The organism is Pseudomonas sp. B21-032 (assembly GCF_024748965.1).
Lineage (GTDB): Bacteria > Pseudomonadota > Gammaproteobacteria > Pseudomonadales > Pseudomonadaceae > Aquipseudomonas.
In genome coordinates this window covers 3712086-3729127 of sequence record NZ_CP087180.1, presented here as the reverse complement: position 1 = coordinate 3729127, position 17042 = coordinate 3712086, and the positions used below count along the sequence as shown (strand labels likewise).

Annotated in this window: 17 protein-coding genes; 5 read left to right on the top strand and 12 right to left on the bottom strand. The window is 64.1% G+C overall.

Annotated elements, in window-relative coordinates; genetic code table 11:
- The first annotated feature begins 189 nt into the window (after positions 1-189).
- The gene (locus tag LOY54_RS17080; RefSeq protein ID WP_123566206.1) at positions 190-1074 is read left to right on the top strand and encodes an EamA family transporter; all 885 of its coding nucleotides are present in this window, start codon (positions 190-192) and stop codon (positions 1072-1074) included.
- A gap of 10 nt (positions 1075-1084) precedes the next feature.
- Here the strand turns inward: LOY54_RS17080 and LOY54_RS17075 are convergent, their stop codons facing one another.
- Together LOY54_RS17075 and LOY54_RS17070 are read right to left on the bottom strand one after the other, a co-directional pair.
- Positions 1085-1729: a metalloregulator ArsR/SmtB family transcription factor gene (locus tag LOY54_RS17075; protein ID WP_258607310.1), complete on the bottom strand. Its 645-nt coding sequence runs from the start codon at positions 1727-1729 to the stop codon at positions 1085-1087.
- Positions 1726-3156, bottom strand: a complete 1431-nt coding sequence (locus LOY54_RS17070) for an MFS transporter (RefSeq protein WP_213603936.1) — start codon at positions 3154-3156, stop codon at positions 1726-1728. Before LOY54_RS17070 ends, LOY54_RS17075 begins: the two co-directional genes overlap by 4 nt.
- 177 nt (positions 3157-3333) lie before the next feature.
- Here LOY54_RS17070 and LOY54_RS17065 point away from each other — a divergent pair, with 177 nt between their 5' ends.
- From LOY54_RS17065 to LOY54_RS17055, 3 genes are all read left to right on the top strand, one after another.
- A complete protein-coding gene (locus LOY54_RS17065; RefSeq protein ID WP_045194264.1) occupies positions 3334-3654 on the top strand; it encodes a YbjQ family protein in 321 nt (106 codons plus the stop codon).
- A 164-nt stretch (positions 3655-3818) separates the two neighbouring features.
- Positions 3819-4004: a hypothetical protein gene (locus LOY54_RS17060; RefSeq protein ID WP_045194262.1), complete on the top strand. Its 186-nt coding sequence runs from the start codon at positions 3819-3821 to the stop codon at positions 4002-4004.
- 897 nt (positions 4005-4901) lie between these two features.
- Positions 4902-5204 carry a hypothetical protein gene (locus LOY54_RS17055; RefSeq protein WP_045194260.1) on the top strand — a complete coding sequence of 101 codons (303 nt, stop codon included), beginning with the start codon at positions 4902-4904 and terminating at the stop codon, positions 5202-5204.
- Here the strand turns inward: LOY54_RS17055 and LOY54_RS17050 are convergent.
- Together LOY54_RS17050 and LOY54_RS17045 are read right to left on the bottom strand one after the other, a co-directional pair.
- Positions 5195-5617, bottom strand: a complete 423-nt coding sequence (locus LOY54_RS17050; protein WP_093381334.1) for a group II truncated hemoglobin — start codon at positions 5615-5617, stop codon at positions 5195-5197. The genes LOY54_RS17055 and LOY54_RS17050 overlap by 10 nt on opposite strands.
- Before the next feature lie 117 nt (positions 5618-5734).
- Complete coding sequence (locus LOY54_RS17045; RefSeq protein WP_283817199.1) at positions 5735-6067, bottom strand: hypothetical protein; 333 nt, start codon at positions 6065-6067, stop codon at positions 5735-5737.
- Between the two features lie 362 nt (positions 6068-6429).
- Here LOY54_RS17045 and LOY54_RS17040 point away from each other — a divergent pair, with 362 nt between their 5' ends.
- On the top strand, positions 6430-7920 hold the full coding sequence (locus tag LOY54_RS17040; RefSeq protein WP_195884522.1) for a DASS family sodium-coupled anion symporter: 1491 nt from the start codon (positions 6430-6432) through the stop codon (positions 7918-7920).
- Positions 7921-7995: 75 nt separating this feature from the next.
- On the opposite strand, the gene LOY54_RS17035 is transcribed toward LOY54_RS17040, so the two are convergent.
- The 8 genes from LOY54_RS17035 to LOY54_RS17000 form a co-directional block, all read right to left on the bottom strand.
- Complete coding sequence (locus LOY54_RS17035) at positions 7996-8541, bottom strand: cupin domain-containing protein (RefSeq protein WP_010226800.1); 546 nt, start codon at positions 8539-8541, stop codon at positions 7996-7998.
- Positions 8542-8613: 72 nt separating this feature from the next.
- Positions 8614-9819, bottom strand: a complete 1206-nt coding sequence (locus tag LOY54_RS17030) for an MFS transporter (protein ID WP_258607307.1) — start codon at positions 9817-9819, stop codon at positions 8614-8616.
- A gap of 94 nt (positions 9820-9913) precedes the next feature.
- Positions 9914-12415 carry a TonB-dependent siderophore receptor gene (locus LOY54_RS17025; protein ID WP_258607305.1) on the bottom strand — a complete coding sequence of 834 codons (2502 nt, stop codon included), beginning with the start codon at positions 12413-12415 and terminating at the stop codon, positions 9914-9916.
- Between the two features lie 85 nt (positions 12416-12500).
- A complete protein-coding gene (locus LOY54_RS17020) occupies positions 12501-13454 on the bottom strand; it encodes a FecR domain-containing protein (protein ID WP_258607303.1) in 954 nt (317 codons plus the stop codon).
- Entirely contained in the window at positions 13451-13981 is a 531-nt protein-coding gene (locus LOY54_RS17015) for a sigma-70 family RNA polymerase sigma factor (RefSeq protein ID WP_258607301.1), read from the bottom strand. The genes LOY54_RS17020 and LOY54_RS17015 overlap by 4 nt, the downstream gene beginning before the upstream one ends.
- An 88-nt stretch (positions 13982-14069) precedes the next feature.
- The gene (locus tag LOY54_RS17010; protein WP_258607300.1) at positions 14070-15323 is read right to left on the bottom strand and encodes an OprD family porin; all 1254 of its coding nucleotides are present in this window, start codon (positions 15321-15323) and stop codon (positions 14070-14072) included.
- Positions 15324-15455: 132 nt separating this feature from the next.
- Positions 15456-15986, bottom strand: coding sequence for a cytochrome b (locus LOY54_RS17005; protein ID WP_045194240.1), 531 nt, complete (start codon positions 15984-15986; stop codon positions 15456-15458).
- Positions 15983-17029, bottom strand: a complete 1047-nt coding sequence (locus tag LOY54_RS17000) for a catalase family peroxidase (protein WP_258607299.1) — start codon at positions 17027-17029, stop codon at positions 15983-15985. The genes LOY54_RS17005 and LOY54_RS17000 overlap by 4 nt, the downstream gene beginning before the upstream one ends.
- Positions 17030-17042: the final 13 nt, after the last annotated feature.

Genomic DNA, 17042 nt, shown 5'->3' with positions numbered 1-17042 from the left:
TTGTGTTGTCGCGGTCGGGTCGCCAGCCGAACGCAGGCGGGCGACTGAAACAGATATGAGCATGTATATACAAATACAGTCAAGTGGAGGTGTCGGCTTTGCGGCGTCCATCCGTCGCGATGGATGCTGCGATGATTTCGTGCATAAGGTTATGCTGTTGCGAAATATTACAAAGCCGTTGAGGGAAGCATGCCGTTAAAGGATTTACTGCTGGCGCTGGTGGTGATTGTCGCCTGGGGCGTCAATTTCGTCGTGATCAAGGTCGGCCTCGATGGCCTGCCGCCGATGTTGCTGGGCGCCTTGCGCTTTGCCCTGGTGGCGTTTCCGGCGGTGCTACTGGTCAAGCGCCCGCAGTTGCCCTGGCGCTGGCTGATTGCCTACGGCGCGACCATCTCCCTGGGCCAGTTCGCCTTTCTCTTCGAGGCCATGGGCAATGGCATGCCGCCGGGGCTGGCGTCGCTGGTGCTGCAATCCCAGGCGTTCTTCACCCTGTTTTTTGCCGCGATCTTCCTCGGCGAGCGGCTGCGCGCGGCCAGCGTACTGGGCCTGCTGGTGGCCGCCGGCGGCCTGGCCCTGATCGGCAGCGAAAACGGCGCCAGCGTGCCGTTTTTTGCCTTGCTGCTGACCCTGTGCGCCGCCGCGATGTGGGCCATGGGCAATATCATCACCCGGCGTTTCGGCAATATCGACCTGGTGGCCCTGGTGATCTGGGGCGGGTTGGTACCGCCGCTGCCGTTTCTGGCGCTGTCGTGGTGGCTGGAAGGCCCCGAGCGGATCGAAAGCTCGCTGCGCGGCATCGGCTGGAGCTCGGTGCTGGCGCTGGCCTACCTGGCGTTTATCGCCACCATGCTCGGCTACAGCCTGTGGAGCCATCTGCTGTCGCGCTACCCGGCCGGCAAGGTGGCGCCGTTTTCGTTGCTGGTGCCGGTGGTGGGCCTGAGCTCTTCGGCCTTGCTGCTGGACGAGCGCCTGACCCCGCTGCAAGGCTGGGGCGCGCTGCTGGTGATGGCCGGGCTGTTGATCAACGTCTTCGGCCCGCGCCTGCGCCAGTTGTTGCTGGCGCGGATGGCCTAGCAATGGGTGATTACGTCGGCATAACCCGGTAGACACAACGCCGATCACCGCTCAGCAGGTGTTCGCAGCGCTCCACCTGCGCCTGCTCACCGAGCGCGGCCTGGAACACCTGCAACTCCGAGCGGCAAAACCCCTGGCAGCGGCTGGCGGCCACGCAGATCGGGCAGTGGTTTTCGATGATCAGCCAGCCGTCGCCGCAGGCCTGCATCTGGGCCATGTAGCCGGCCCGCTCACGCAGTTGCACCAGCACCCGCACTTTGTCTTCCAGCCCCTGGGCCTGGTTGCAGGCCTGCTGGTATTCGGCGCGGCTGCTGGCTTCCATGCGGCTGATGAGCTGGTCGACCCCCTCGGGGCCGAACACCTGTTCGACGCTGTCGATCAGTTGCAGGGTCAGCACACTGTGGGTGTCGGGAAAGCGCCGCTGGGCGGCGTCGGTCAACATCCACTTTTGCGAAGGCCGCCCGGCGCCAGTGCTCGGGACACTGATGCCATTGATTTGCCCGGCGGCCTGCAGCTTCTGCAGGTGCTGGCGCGTGGCCTCGAAGCTGATCTGCAGCAGGCTGGCCAGGTCGGTGGTTTTCAACGCGCCGCGGGTCTTGAGCAAGAACAGGATGCGCTCGGCGCTTGAGGCGCTATCGAGGTTGCTGAGGCTCATCGGGCCATGACCTTGGGTGCAGTGCCAGTCAGGCGCCAGACCAACAGCCAGGTCAGCAGTGGCGCGATGGCAAACACCGCGAACAGCCAGGTCGCGGCCTGTTGCGCGCCAGCGACGCCGCCCGGCTCGACCAGCCCGGCACTGTTGCTGACCACCCCGGCCAGGGCTGCCGCCAGCGCCGTGGCGTAGAGCTGCACGGTGGTGATCGATGCCGAGGTCAGGTTTTCTTCACCGGGTGGCGCGGCGCTGAGCACCTTGGTCAGCAGGTGCGGCCAGCCCAGGCCGATCCCCAGGCCCACGCCGGCCAGCGCCAGGCAATACACGGCCAGGCCGCCAGTGCTGCCCAGCCAGGCCTGCTGGCCGGTCATCAACGCCAGCCCCAGCAGGGCCGCAAGGACGATGCCCGGGCCGACGCGGATCATCCGCTCGGCGGCCTCACCGGTGCGGCTGGCGCTGCACAGCGCGGCCAGGGTCCAGCCCGCCGCCATGGCCGCGGTCATGTAGCCGGCGGCCAGCGGGCTAAGGCCGTGAATGGCCTGGAGGAAGTAGGGGACGAAAATTTCCGTGGTCACTGCCGCAATCAACAGGCACATCACCGCATACAACTTGCCCAGTGAGGTGCCCAGGGAATAAGCACCAGAAGGCAGCAAGCGGCGCTCGGGCTGGTGGTCGAGGCGGGCGATGAGCACTGCGATGGCCAGGCCCGCGCCAATCCCGAGCAGGTTCCACAGCAGTTGCTGGGCCAGGCTGGCGGCAGAAATCGCCAGCACCGAGGCGACCAGGCAAGCAATCAGGCCATAGGGTGGGCGAGTGGCCCGGGTGCTGGCAGCCACCTTGCCGTGCAACTGGTTGATGACGATCAGCGCCAGCAGCGCCGCCACCGGCAGCAGCGACCAGAACGCCCAGCGCCAGTGGCCGCCCTGGGCAAAGATACCGCCTACCGCCGGCCCGCACAGGGTGGCCACGCCCCACATGCCCGAGACCATGGCCATGGCTCGGGGCCACAGGCGCTCATCGAAGATCAAGCGGATCAGGGCATAGCTCAGGGCGAACAGGATACCGCCGCCCAGGCCCTGGACGCTGCGACCGATCAGCAGCACCGGCATGCTCGGCGCGGCGGCGCAGATCACCGAGCCCAGGCTGAACACCGCCAGGGCCAGGAGAAAGGCCGCCCGCGCGCCCAGGCGCTCGATCAATTGCGCCGAGAGGGTCGAGCCGATGATCGAGGTGGCGACAAACAGCGTGGTGCTCCAGGCATAAAAGGCCAGGCCGCCGATATCCGCGATTACCGTGGGCAGGATGGTGGTGACGATATAGACATTGATTGCATGCAGGGCGACCCCGCCGGCCAGGGCAATCGAGCGCAGGGCGTTGCGCCCGTGGAGCAGTTCGGCCCATGACGCGGGCTGAGGGTGGGCGGTGTTCATCGGCGACTCCTTCGCAAGTAAGGCGGCAATGGAAGGGGAGTCTAGGTGGCTGGCATGTATTACACAACCAATTGCTTGTATAAATGGCCACGCAGCGGCCGACGGTTTTGTTACCATCGCGCTTTTTCCGCCCGCTCAATTGCGGGCGGCTGACAGGCAAGGCCGAAGGAGAGCAGCATGATCATTACCACCACAGGGACCATCGAAGGCCGGGAAATTTCCGCCTATCTGGATGTGGTCAGCGCCGAGTCGGTTCAGGGTATCAACGTGGTTCGCGATATGTTCGCCAGTTTCCGCGACTTTTTCGGTGGCCGTTCGCAAACCCTGGAAAGTGCGTTGAAAGAAGCGCGCATCCAGGCCACCGACGAAATCCGCGCCCGCGCGCGCAGCCTGCAGGCCGATGCGGTGGTCGGCCTGGACTATGAAATCAGCATGCCCTCGGCCCGTGGCGGCATGGTCGTGGTGTTCGTTACCGGTACCGCGGTGAAGCTCAGGTAAACGCCAGGGGTGCGACAAAACAGCCCGGCCATTGGTCGGGCTTTTTTGTTCTTGCCCGTGCGGTCCACAAATGACCGGCTAGTCTCAGAGTCACCAGGGTCAGTACTTTTCTGGGCAATCATCTGCTTGCCGGTACTGGTCCGCCATCGGAGGGAGACTGGGGCATGATTGAATCCTACATTGAGGACCAGGGCGACGAATTTCCCATCAACAGTGTGGTGCGCTGTGGCCAGAGCGGCTATCGCCTGGGCTTTGCCAACATGACGCTGGATGATGCGCAGGTGCGCCTGAACGCGCTACAGCGCAGCAAGAAGGGTAAGTTCACCCCGCGCTTGCCAGCGAAGAAGTAAACGAATCGACCACCACCCCGCCCAACGGCGGGGTTTTTGGGTTCTTCACGGAATCCCGGGGGCTATGATTCTTGGGTTGGGTTGCGGGCTTATCCATTCGGTGTGGCGCCGCTGTTGGCCCCTTCCGCCCTTACGGCGGGTCCCTTTTGTTCTTGGTGTAGAGACCGGACACATGGTGGACACATGTGCGGGGACATGGTTGACACATTATGGACCGTAGTCAGGCTTGTTCACGTCGATAGTCCGCAGGTGCTGATTGCAGAAATAGATTTCAAATAGGTCCTCGCCATCGGGGCTGGGACGTATCGCAATATGTTGCCCGCCCAAGCCTTTCGCGGCCCTGAAGTCGCGAAGTTACGGGCGGCGCCTGCACTGACGCATCTACGAAAGCAGATGTTGGCGAAGCCATGCTGACGCAGGAGCGGGACAGCCCGCTGATAAAACGAGCACCAAATTGTTTGGTCTTGATCTTGATGTTCATGCACGTACTTCCAGGCGCCGCGAAAAGCGACTTCAGGAGGCCGAGCGTAGGTGCCTGTAGGGGCGGTGCGCAGCCGAAGACGCGAGATGTAGACTTGCAAAGCAAGTCGTAGGCCGCGATGCCCCGGAAGGTGCCGTAGCGAGGGGACCCGGAGCGCAGCGTAGGGCCGTATGTAGGAGCAAGCGGTTTTGCCTACTTCTTCCCAAGAGAAAAGTAGGCCGCCGTAAAGGCGGAAGGGGCCAGCAGCAGCCCCACACTGAATGGATAAACTCGCAGCCTCAACATCCCAACCCGGGATTCCGTGAAGAACCTTTTTTTTGCATTGTTTGACCTTGCGCAAAGGTTGCGCGGCTGGCGCTCGCCTGATGCCGGGTTGTGTGCCTTACTAATGCCGCCATCAATACAGGAGCCATTCGATGCGTATCAGGGAAGAGACCTACTGGAACTGGGCTGACGCACAACTGCACAGCCGCAGTCATGACGAACAGCTCAGCGACGGCACCAGTATCGACGTTCAGGTGAGGCTGTCGCGCACCGGCGCCACTCAGTTGTTCCTCGGCATTTATACGCGCCAGGGCAAGGCGCTGGTCGAGGAGTACCACGACAATCGCCCCGGCGAGACCATGACCCGCGCCATGGTCTGGGGCGTTGACCGCGCCAGGGCGCTGGCCACCGGTGCCTTGCCACTGGAGAAGGCGCCGCTGCGCCGTCAGGCCTGAGGGTGACGGGCGCGGCTGGCCTGGACGATGCGTTCGGCCGGCACGCGCAGTTGGCGCAACAGGTACTCGGCAAATTCTGCAGAATACTCCTGCAGGTTAATCGCCTGTTGCATGCAGCCCAACCAGATAGCGCTGTGGCTTTCATTGATCGGCCATTGGGCATGGAAGGCCGGGATGGCGATCGGGCCATAGCGCTCACTGAACAGCCGCGGGCCGCCGAGCCAGCCACTGAGAAAACACGCCAGCTTATCGCGCGAAGCTTCCAGGCTTTGCGGGTGCATCTGGCGCACGGTCCGTGCCTCGGGGTTTTCATCCATCAAGCGGTAGAAGTCATCGACCAGGCGGCGCAGGCCGTCGATGCCTCCGGCGGCCTGGTAGGATGCATCGTCGGTTCCGAAAGTGGGGTGGGTCATAAGCGGGTTCTTGGCGCAAAGAGGGCATTCTAGCCCTGTACCGCCATAAATAAAAAAGCCCAATCCGCGTGGATTGGGCTCAAGCGTGGCTGGGGCAGTGCCGCACCCCAGCGACCCTTAGCAGAGACGGTCGATCACCGCGACGCCAGGCTTGTTCTGCAGCGCAGCCCACTCGCTTTGCAGGGTCTGCAGAACCCGACCGACATATTGAGTGTCGGCGGCGGCCTTTTTGCCAACGTAGCCCTGGCCGCGACGGTACATCTTCAGGCGGGCACGCATGTTCGGCTTGCGTTCTTCGAACTCGGCTTCGTCGCTCATGGTTTCCAGGCTGTCCAGGTGAACTTCACCGGTTTTGCAGACCCAGAGGATGTGGCTGTCGAGAGTGTCCTTGCGCGCGGCGAACAGCCGGGCCAGTTCTTCAACAGTCGGTTGATTGTTCAGATTCATCATAAAGCCCCCTTGACCATTCGTTGTTTGTTCGCACTTGGCGCATAACATGTAGCGTTAAATGAAAGCTGCTACAGCAGCGTCACAACTGGGGGCTTCTACACGCTGCCTTTTGGGCAGTACCCATCCGCACACAGCTCATGGATCTGTCGAGCTGCCTGGAACACCCTTGCCAGTACCCCCGATCGGGGAGACGACCTCATCATGCAAGGGGCGACGAACGGCGTCAACAGGTTTTGTAGTGTTTTTTTCAAGGCACTACATCTTGTCGGACAATGCCTCGAATTCGGGGCATTGATGCGTATCAGTCTGCGCAAAAGCGATCTGCGCAATCATGGACGCACATGTTCTAAAGGGAGTTACCGATGAATTCGCCGGCCAATGTGCCTGTCTCACAAACCGCCAGAGCCCGCGTGCCGATTGGCCTGCTGGTCGGTATCGCAGCGCTGGTCGGGGTGCTGTTGCTGCCGATGCCCGCCGACTTGCCAGTGGCCGGCCACCGGGTGCTGGCGATTCTGGCTTTTGCCGTGGTGGTGTGGATCAGCGAAGCGGTGTCGTACGAAGCCAGCGCGATCATGATTACCTCGCTGATGGCCTTTTTGCTCGGCACGGCGCCGACGGTGGCCGACCCTTCGGTGATCTACGGCTCCTCGGCCGCCATCACCCTGGCCCTGACCGGTTTTTCCAACAGTGCCCTGGCCCTGGTAGTCGGCGCCTTGTTCATCGCCGCGGCCATGACCCACACCGGGCTGGACCGGCGTATCGCCCTGGTGACCTTGTCGAGCATCGGCGTCAGCACCCGGCGCATCCTTCTGGGGGCGGTGGCCGTCACCGTGCTGCTCAGCCTGGTGGTGCCCAGCGCCACTGCGCGCAGTGCCTGCGTGGTGCCGATCATGATGGGGGTGATCGCCGCCTTTGGTGTCGACAAACGCTCGAACATCGCTGCCGGGATCATGATCATCGTCGCTCAGGGCACCAGCATCTGGAACATCGGCATCCAGACTGCCGCGGCGCAGAACCTGCTGACCGTCGGCTTCATGGACAAGATGCTCGGTGCGCGGGTGTCGTGGATCGACTGGCTGATCGCTGGCGCGCCGTGGGCAGTGATCATGTCGGTGGTGCTGATCGTCCTGGTGCTGAAAATGCTGCCGCCCGAAAGCGATGCGATTCCGGGTGGCAAGGCGGCAGTAAGCAAGACCCTGGCCGAGCTCGGGCCGATGACCGGCGCGCAGAAACGTCTGTTGGGCGTGTCGCTGTTGCTGCTGCTGGCCTGGGCCACCGAGGGCAAGCTGCATCACTTTGACACCACTTCGACCACCTATGCCGGGCTGGTGATCCTGCTGCTGCCACGGGTAGGGGTGATGACCTGGAAAGATGTGCAGGCGCGCATTCCCTGGGGCACGGTGATTGTCTTCGGGGTAGGCATCAGCCTGGGTACTACCTTGCTCACCACCCAGGCCGGGCAATGGCTGGGCGCGCAAGTGGTGGCCCATACCGGGCTGGATCAATTGGGTACCCTGGGGGTGTTCTCGATCCTTGCGGCCTTTTTGATTCTGATTCACCTGGGCTTTGCCAGCGCCACCGCCCTGACCTCGGCGCTGCTGCCGATTTTGATTGCGGTGTTGCAGACCTTGCCGGGGGACTTCAGCCGCCTGGGCATGACCATGGCCCTGGGCTTTGTGGTCAGCTACGGCTTTATCCTGCCGATCAACGCGCCGCAGAACATGGTCTGCCTGGGCACCGAGACCTTCACCGCCAAACAGTTCGCCCGGGTGGGGATTATCGTCACCTTGATTGGCTATGGGCTGATGCTGGTGTTTGCCGCGACCTGGTGGCAGTGGCTGGGCTGGATGTAGCAGCAAGGTTCATCGCGGGGCAAGCCCGCTCCTACACAGGTCTTGTAGGAGCGGGCAAGACCCGCGATCGCACCATCAGAAGTTCGCCGGGGTGTTGGCGCTGATGATCTCGGCCTCATCCTGGCCGATATTCTTGAAGCTGTGGGGCAGGGTGGTGGGGAAGTAGTAGCCGTCACCGGAGTTGAGGATGCTGACCTGGCCATCGACCCGCAATTCGATGGTGCCACGGGTCACCAGGCCGCACTCTTCGCCCTCGGCGTGCACGATCGGCTCGCCGGAGTCGGCGCCCGGCGCGTACAGCTCGCGCAACATGCGCATTTGCCGGCCTTCGACACTGGCCCCGACCAGCAGCATGCGCAGGCCGCTGTTGCCCAGGTCGGGCTGTTCGGTCGAGCGGAACACAAAGCGTTCTTCGCGGATCGGCTCGTCAAAACTGAAGAACTCCGCCAACGACATCGGAATGCCTTCAAGCAGCTTTTTCAGGGAACTGACCGAAGGGCTGACGCGATTCTGCTCGATCTGCGAGATCGTCGAGTTGGTCAGGCCACTGCGCCGAGCCAGCTCCCGTTGGGAGAGTTTGTTGCGTTCACGCACCAGTTTGAGTCGTGTCCCCGTGTCCATAGCCGCCTTATGTGTCAAAAATTTTGGGCGAGGCATTAAAACACATTCGAACCGGCTTTAGCGGCCCACCTGTTAGGCGGGCTTTTTCGGCTGCGGCCACAGCCCGACCAACAACAGCAGCGCCGCGACAATCAGGTACGGCAGGCGCGGATCGACGGCGTAGATCAGGGTCCCGGCCAGCGGCCCGATGACCACGCCCAGGCCCTGCACGGCGCCGATGGAACCGGCCGTGGCGCCTTGCTCGGAGGCGTCCATGGCGTTGGCCGCCAGCGCCGAAAACGCCGGGAACACCCAGCCCATGCCGCAGGCCGAGAAAAAGAAGCACGCCCACAGGCCCACGGCGCTGGTGGCCAGGGCGCTGGCGGCAAAACCTGCGGCGGCGATGCTGGCGCCGACGCGGATCATCCGCAGCGGTGGCCATTCGAGCTTGCGTACCAGGATCTGCGCCAGAATCAACGCCACGCCGACCATGGTCAGGGCGACGCCAGCGGTTTGCGCAGCATCGGCCGGGGCCATGCCCAGGCGGTCGAGGGCGAAGAAACCGACGGTGATCTGCGCCACCGACACGCTGAGCATCGCCACGAAGGCCACCAGCAGTGGCCGGCGCAGGCGCGGGTCGGCCAGGCGCACCGGGCGCGGCGGCTGTTTGAGGTGCAGTTCCTGGCGCTTGAGCTTGAGCAGCAGCACAAACGCCAGCATCGGCAGCACCGCCATTACATAGAACGGCAGGCTCAGGCTGAAGCGCGCCAGCACCGCCGCCAGGGCCGGGCCGATGACCAGGCCGAAAGCGTTGGCCGCCCCCAGCGAAGCCAGGGCCCGGGCGCGGTGCCGGGGTTCGATATTGTCGGCGATCAGCGCCGCGCCACCGACCGGCAACGCCGCGTAAAAAGCGCCGATCAGGCCGCGGCCCAGCACCAGCCCGGCAAAGGCCAGGGCGGCGCTGGGCAGCAGGTGCAAGGCGGTATCGATGAACAGGCACAACGCCCAGTAGGCGACGGTGAAACCCGCGGTACCGAGCAGCAACACCTTGCGCCGCCCCAGGCGATCACTGGCACGGCCCCAGGGGCGGGCCAGGAGCATCCAGATCACCCCGGCAACCGTTACCGCCGCGCCGGCTTGCCAGGTGGCCAGGCCGAGGGTGCGGGCAATCGGGCCGATCAACGAGACGAACGCCATCATCGCCATGGTGCAGGCCATGTTCGCCGCCAGCAGCGGGCGCAGGTCAAAGGGGGAGCGCTCGCTATGGTCGAGCACGGCAGGGTCCGTTGCGGTGGTCATGGGCTATCCAGGGCAGGTGAGGGCAAAGCGGTCGACGACCGGCAAAAGATGATAACGATTATCATCGGTTGACGTCGACCGCAAATTGCCGGCCTCAGAAATCGCCTTTGAGGGTCACCATGAAGTTGCGCGGTTCACCATAGAAGTTGCCCCAGGCCAGGGCGCCGACGCTGGAATAGTAGTGCTTGTCGAACAGGTTGTTGCCGTTGACGGCAATGCTCCAGTTGTCGTCCAGTTTGTAACCCACGCGCGCGTTCCAGATCGCATAGCCGGGCTGTTCGGTTTTCGCCGCGCGGTCCTGGTAGTGGTTGTCGCTTTGCGCATTGACCCCGCCGCCCAGGCTCCAGCGTTGCAGCGGGCCGTCCAGTTGGTAGTCGGCCCAGACCCGCAGCAAATGGCGCGGCACGTAGCTGGCGGTGAAGGTGGCGTCCTGGCTGGTGCTGTTGGTCTTGAGGTACTCAAGCTCGGTGTAGGTGTAGCCGGCCAGCACCTGCAGGCGTTCGGCCAACTCGCCGCTGAGCTCGGCTTCGAAGCCCTGGGCGCGGACCTTGCCCTTGTCGCTGTAGCAGTAACCGTCGGAGGAGCCGGCGCACACCGAGTCGTAATCGGCTTCGGCGCGGTGCGCCTCGATGGTGCGGAACAGGTTGAACGCCGCGTTCAGGCCGCCATCGAGCCATTCGCCCTTGATCCCCAGCTCGTAGTTGGCGCCGGTCTTGGGCTGCAGCGGACTGCCCTGGGCATCGGTGTAAGTGCCTTGGGGCTGGAAGATGTCGGCGTAGCTGCCGTACACCGACCAGGTCTCGTCCAGATCGTAGATCAGTGCGGCGAACGGTGTGACCTGGCCGTTTTCCTGGCTGCGGTCGTGCTGCCAGTAGTTCCAGGCCTGGGTGTAGGAGTCGCGCTGGCTGCGGTACCAACTGACCCGGCTGCCGAGCACCAGGGTCAGGGGTTCGGCCAGTTTCAGGCGCAAGGTTGCATAGGTGCCGATCTGCCGGGTGTCGCTTTCCACCGGCAGCGGGCCGCCACGGTAGGAGGCCGTCTGGTACAGGCTGTCTGGCGGCTTGGGAATGTCGCGGTCGGGGGCGAAGGGGTTCATGGTCACGCCCATCAGCTGGGTCATGTTGATCAGCGCGTAGCTGTCGCTGCCCTTGGCCCGGCTGGCGTTGGCGCCGACGATCAGCTCGTGCTCCAGGCCCCAGGCGGTGAATTTGCCGTCCAGGTAGGCATCCATGCCGTAGTCGTGCTGGTCGTAGTCGAACACGCCGGAGTACAGCTGGCTGTTGGCCGAAGTGCTGCCGACCGGCACGCTGCCCAGGGTCATGGCGTACTGCATGTCCTGGGTGTTGTGGCTGTGCATGGCGGCGACTTTCAGCAGCCACTGGTCATTGAAGTGGTGGGTAAGGTCGGCGAACAGGTTGACCCGCTGGCTTTCCCAGCTGTTCCAGGTCGCGCCCAGGCAGGTGGAACGCGACAGTTTCAGGTCCGAACCATCGCTGTAGCGTGGCAGGCCCTGCCAGCAGGGGGTGGCATTGAGCTTCTCGTAGGCGGCGCCGATGCCCAGGGTGGTGGCGTCGTTGAAGTCGTAGTCGAGGGCGCCGTAGACCACCTGGTCGTCGCGCTTGCCCATGTCGTAGAAGTACTGGCGGTCCTGGCCGGCGACCACCAGGCGGCCGCGCAGGCTGCCGGATTCGTTCAGCGGGCCGCCGGTGTCGAGCTGGGCGCGGTAGTTGTCCCAGGAGCCGGCTGAAAGGCTGACACTGGTGGCGGCCTTTTCCTGCCCGCGTTTGCGAATGAAGTTGACCCCGCCGGCGGAACTGCCCGAGCCCTTGAGCATGCCAGCGGCGCCGCGCAGCACTTCGACGCGGTCGTAGTAAGCCATGTCGCTGGCGAAGCTGTTGGCCTGTACATAGTTGCCACCCAGGTCCAGCGGCACACCGTCGTACTGGTACTGGCCGGCGAGCATGAAACCGCGCGAGTAGAAGTATTTACCGCCCATGGGCGAATCGTGCACGGTGATCCCCGGGGTTTTCTCCATCACCTGTTCGAGGGTGGTGAGGTTCTGCTCATCCATCATCTTGCGGGTGATGACCGTCACCGATTGCGGCGTTTCGCGCAGCGAATGCTCGCCCTTGGCGAAACTGACCTGGCGCGCGGTGAAGCTGTCGGTGGTTTCCATCGGCGCCTGCAAGGTGCTGGCGCCAATGGTGGTTGCACCCAGCTCCAGCGCACCGTTGCTGGCCGGCAGCGGGCGCAGCGAGTAGCTGCCATCGGCCTGGCGATAAGCCTGCAGGCCGCTGCCGGTGAGGATCCGGCTCAAGCCTTCGAGCACCCCGAAGCGGCCCTGCAGGCCCGGGCTGTGCAGGCTGGCAGTCAACTGCGCGTCATACGACAGGTTGACCCCGGCGGCTGCGGCAAAGCTGCCCAGCACTCGGCTCAGGGAACCTGCTTCGATGGCAAAGACCTGGCCGCTGCTGGTGCTGTCGGTCTCTGCCGCCTGGGCAACAGTGACGGGCAGCAGGGGCAGGGCCAGGGCGGCAGCCAGCAGATGGCGGCCAATCAACTGGGGAAGGGGGGCACGGGGGAAGCGGGGTTGCATGGAAATCCTCTTCGTTCGCAAATGAGATTATTTCCTACAGAGGCGGACGAACGAAAAAAAACAGGCACCCCCTGGCTGAAAAAATTCAACTCAGGTCGACACTGACCCAGAAGCGGTTGTAACGACGCACCTTGAGCTTGAACGAGGTGGCCAGGGCCGACAGCGCCGCATCGCTGTCGGTGAGCGAGAACGTCCCGGAAACCCGTAGCCCTTCAAGCTCGCTGGAGTAGGACAATAGCCCGGGGCGGTAGCGGCCGAGTTCGTCGAGCAACTCGCCCAGGCGCCAGTCCTCGACGATCAGGTGCCCACCGGTCCAGGCCGCTTCGCTGCTGGCGACGGCCTGCGCGGCCTGCACCGCATGGCTGTCGAACTGGCAACGCTGGCCGGCCTCGAGGCGTCGTGCCGGGGCCTGGCGCGGGTTGATGCGCACCGCATGCTCGAACACTTCGACCCGGCTGGCGGCCTCGCGCTGATCAACGCTGAAGCGCGTGCCCAGGGCTTCGACCAGGCCCTCGGCGGTTTCCACCCGCAACGGGCGCTGGCGGCCGTCTATGCCGCTAGTAAGAAAAATCCGCCCGTGGCGCAGGCGAATCAGGCGTTGCTGATCATCGAAGCGGATGTCCACGGCGCTGGCGGTGTCGAGCACCAATTGGCTGCCATCGGCGAGGCGCAGGTGACGGATTTCGCCGGTGGCGCTGTGCTCATCCGCCAGCCACTGCTGCGCCGGCTGGCTGCGGTAGCTGGCCCAGCCACCAAGGCCAAGGCCGCTGGCCAGCAGCAGGCCTTTGAGCACACTGCGCCGGGGCAGGCCCTGGGCTTCGCTGCGTTGCAAGGTGTCGAAGGCCAGCGCCCCCGGCACACTGGCCAGGCGCCCCTGCAACTGCTCGACCCGCGACCAGGCCCAGCGGTGCTCGGCGGCGCTGGCCAACCATAGGTGCCAGGCTTGCTGCAGTTCGGCCGGGGCATCGCCGGCGGCCAGTTGCACATGCCAGCGGGCGGCGGCTTTAAGCGCCTGGCGTTGGCGTTCGCGGTCAGTCATGGCTGGACATCGTAGGCGAGCAGCAGGCAGCGCTCGGTAGTCTTGATCAGGTATTTTTTCACCGTGGTCAGCGACACGCCCAGGGCCTCGGCAATTTCCACGTAGGTCATGCCCAGCCAGTTGGCCATCAGAAACGCCTTGCGCGCTTTGGCGCCACAGCCGGCCAGCAGTTGGTCGATTTCACGCAGGGTTTCCAGAATCAGCACCTGCTCTTCGGTGGAGATCTGTTCGGCTTCCGGTTGCGCGGCCAGCGCTTCCAGGTAGGCGCGCTCCAGTTGCTGACGGCGGAAATGATCGATCATCACCCGGCGTGCCACGGTCGCCAGGTAGTTGCGCGGCTCACGCAGCAGGCGCACCAGCTCCAGCGCCTCGGACGAGGCGAGGATGCGCACGAAGGTGTCCTGCATCAGGTCGGCGGCGCGCTGCGGGCAGCTCAGGCGCCGCCGCAGCCAGTGTTGCAGCCACAGGTGATGGTGCTGGTAGAGCTGGCCGAGCTCGGCATTGGGCGGTGACGGCGGTGCGCTCATCCTGGCTGCATCCCGAAAAAATGATGCAGATGATAAGCATTCCCAAAAAACTAATAAAGGGTTGTTTTCACCCCGCCGTCACCTGCGTTTACCAGAGGGCCAGGGTGTAGCCGACGATCAGGCGGTTCTCGTCGATGTCGCTGGTCAAGCCACCGCTGGAGCGGAAGGTGGCATTGCGCAGGCGTACGCTGACATTCTTCAGCGGCCCGCTTTGCACCACGTAGGCAATGTCGGTATCGCGCTCCCATTCCTTGCCGCCACTGACACTGGCGGTTTCGATATGGCTGCCATTGACGTAGCGGGTCATGAAGCTCAGGCCCGGCAGGCCGAGGGCAGCGAAGTTGTAGTCGTAGCGCGCTTGCCAGGCATCGGTCTCGGCCTTGGTGAAGACGTTGACGGTGACCAGGTTGACCGAATAAGGGTCCAGGCCCGGGTAGGCAAAATCGCCGTCGCCAGAAAGATTCTGGTAACCGAGGCCGAACTTGTGTGCACCCACGCCCAACGTCAGCATGCCGTTGAAGAAGCGGTTGTCGATCTTGCCGCCGTCGACCCGCGAGGCGGCGCGCAGGTCATGGCTGCCCTGTTCGCGGGTGTCGAAGTAGCGCAGGTCGCTGCGCAGGTTGATGCCTTCGGCCAGGGGCAAGTCGTGGACCAGGCCGGCATAGTGCTGGCGGTAGATGTCCTGCATCTGTGCGTAGTAGTAACTTACGGCCAGACGCGGGTTGATCGCATAGGTGCTGCCGGCCAGGTCCAGGTGATTGCTCTCGACCCCGGCGTAGCTCATGTCGTCGTTGCTCGAGGAGTCACGCAGGTTCTGTTTTTCCAGGCGGCCGAGGTTCAGGGTCAGGCCATTGATGTCTTGCGAGGTCAGCAGCCCGCCGCTATAGGTCGAAGGCAGCAGGCGTACGTCGTTGATCGCCGCCACCGGCAACATCGGCTGCAGGGTGCCGAGCTTGAGGGTGGTCTTGCTGACCCGCAGCTTGGCGGTCAGGCCCAGCTCGCTGTAGTCGTCCACTGGCTCCTGGCTGGCGCCAAAGGGCAGCAGACCGGTGCCACGGCGGTCGCGGCTGGAGTCGAGCTTGACCCCCAGTTCACCCAGGGCATCAAGGCCGAAACCTACGGTGCCTTCGGTAAAACCCGACTCCATTTTCAGGATAAAACCCTGGGCCCACTCCCGCGCCTGGCTCTGTGGCGCGCCGCTCTGGCGAAAGTCGCGGCTGAAGTAGAAGTTGCGCGTCTCAAGGCTGGCCTTGCTGTCCTTGATGAACTCGGCCTGGGCGAGGTAGGGGGTGAATGCGGCGCACAGGCCGGCACTCACCGTCAGCGAACGGGGCAGAAGCATTAGGGCTACCTTTGTTGTTGTTGTGTGTGGCGGGTGCCAGGTGTCTCTGCCTATATTGTTAACATATTATCTTTATTTTTGAATAGACATCTTTAGGTTGGAAATGGCCAGGAATGAAAAATAATTAAGATATTAATCCTTTGGTAACGGCCCCGGCCACATGCTGCGCAGCACGCCATCACGGCGGATCAGCCCGTGCACCAGCGCTGCGCCCAGGTGCACCAGCACGGTGGCAAACAGCACATAGGCCAGCCAAGCGTGGGCCTGGCGCAGCAGGGCATACAGCTGCAGGTCGTGGGGCAGCAGCGCCGGCAGTTGCAACGGCAGCGGGTAGCCACCGGCAGACTGCATGCCCCAGCCCAGCAGCGGCATCGCCAGCATCAACCCGTACAACAACAGGTGCGAAGCCTTGGCCGCCCAGCGCTGCGGTGCTGGCACGTCGGCGGGCAGCGGCGGGTGCGGCAGGCTCAGGCGCAGGCCGATGCGCACAATCACCAGCAGCAACAGCGCAAGGCCAATGGCCTTGTGCAGGCTGATCAACCAGGTATGGCGCGGCGACAGGTCGCTGACCATGCTCACGCCCACAAACAGCATGGCCAGGATCAGCACGGCCATCAGCCAGTGCACGGCGCGGGCCAGGGGGTGGAAGGCAACAGGTTTCATGGGCGGGCTCCCAGCTGCCCGGCTTCACGGGCGCGACGGTTGAAGGATTCCGAGTAGGCCGCCGAGCGGGCTGCGAGGATCGGGTCTGCGGACGGCCGGATGCCGCTCGGCAGAATCAGCGGGTCGAAGTTCAGGTCGCGACAGGCGCCTTGCTCCGCGGCATCGACCTGGTCGATCACCAGGGTGCCGGCGTTCACCGTGGGCCGTTGCGCGGGCCAGGGCTGGCTGGGGTCATCGACGGCATCGCCGGCTTCGGCCAGGGTCAGTTGCAAGGTCCAGCGCAGCGGGCCCTGGCCCAGGCGCTGGCGCAGGTCGTGTTGCAGGTAGTCGCGATCATCGACCTGGGCCGGCAATGCGGCGAACGGCGTTTGCGGCAGCAGGCTCCAACGCACGAAGCGGGCCTTACCAGCGGCGTCGATCAGGGCAAAGGCATTGATGCTGTTGTAGCTTGAGTTGGCGAAACTGTCCGAAGCTTTGTAGTCCTTGGCCCATTGGCGAAAGGCGGCGCTTTCCGGATGGGCGGCGAAAAACGCCTGCAGGCGCGCTGGGTCCGGTTTGCCGGTGGCCGGGTCCGGGGTCATGGCCAGTACCTGCTGGTAGAAGGCTTCGGGCGTGCCTACCGCCAACACCGGCGGGGTATTCATGCCGGTTCGCCACAGTTGGCCATCGTCGCTGCTCAGTTGCAGCGCCAGGCTACGGGTCGGCACGCTGGCATCGGCGCTGTGGGGGTTGGCGCCGCCGATGGCGAAGCGGCCGATCACCGGCACCCGGGCCTGGCTGAATGCCCGCGCGGTGGACAGCTTGGCCGCCGCGCCGCTGCTCTGGAAGTAGCCGCTGACGCACAGGCCCTTGGCGTGATTCTTACGGTAGCCGGGATAGTGCCCGGCCTGGTCTTCGAAGGTGTCGATAAAGCGCTTGGGGCTCAGGCGTTCGGCGCCGATCCAGCCTGCGGTGTAGGCAAAGCCAGCGGCCAGGGCCGCCAGCCCGAGGCCAATGGCAGCCAGGCGCAGGGCGCGGGGGCGGCCGTGTAACGGAGTGCTCATGGCGGTGATCCGG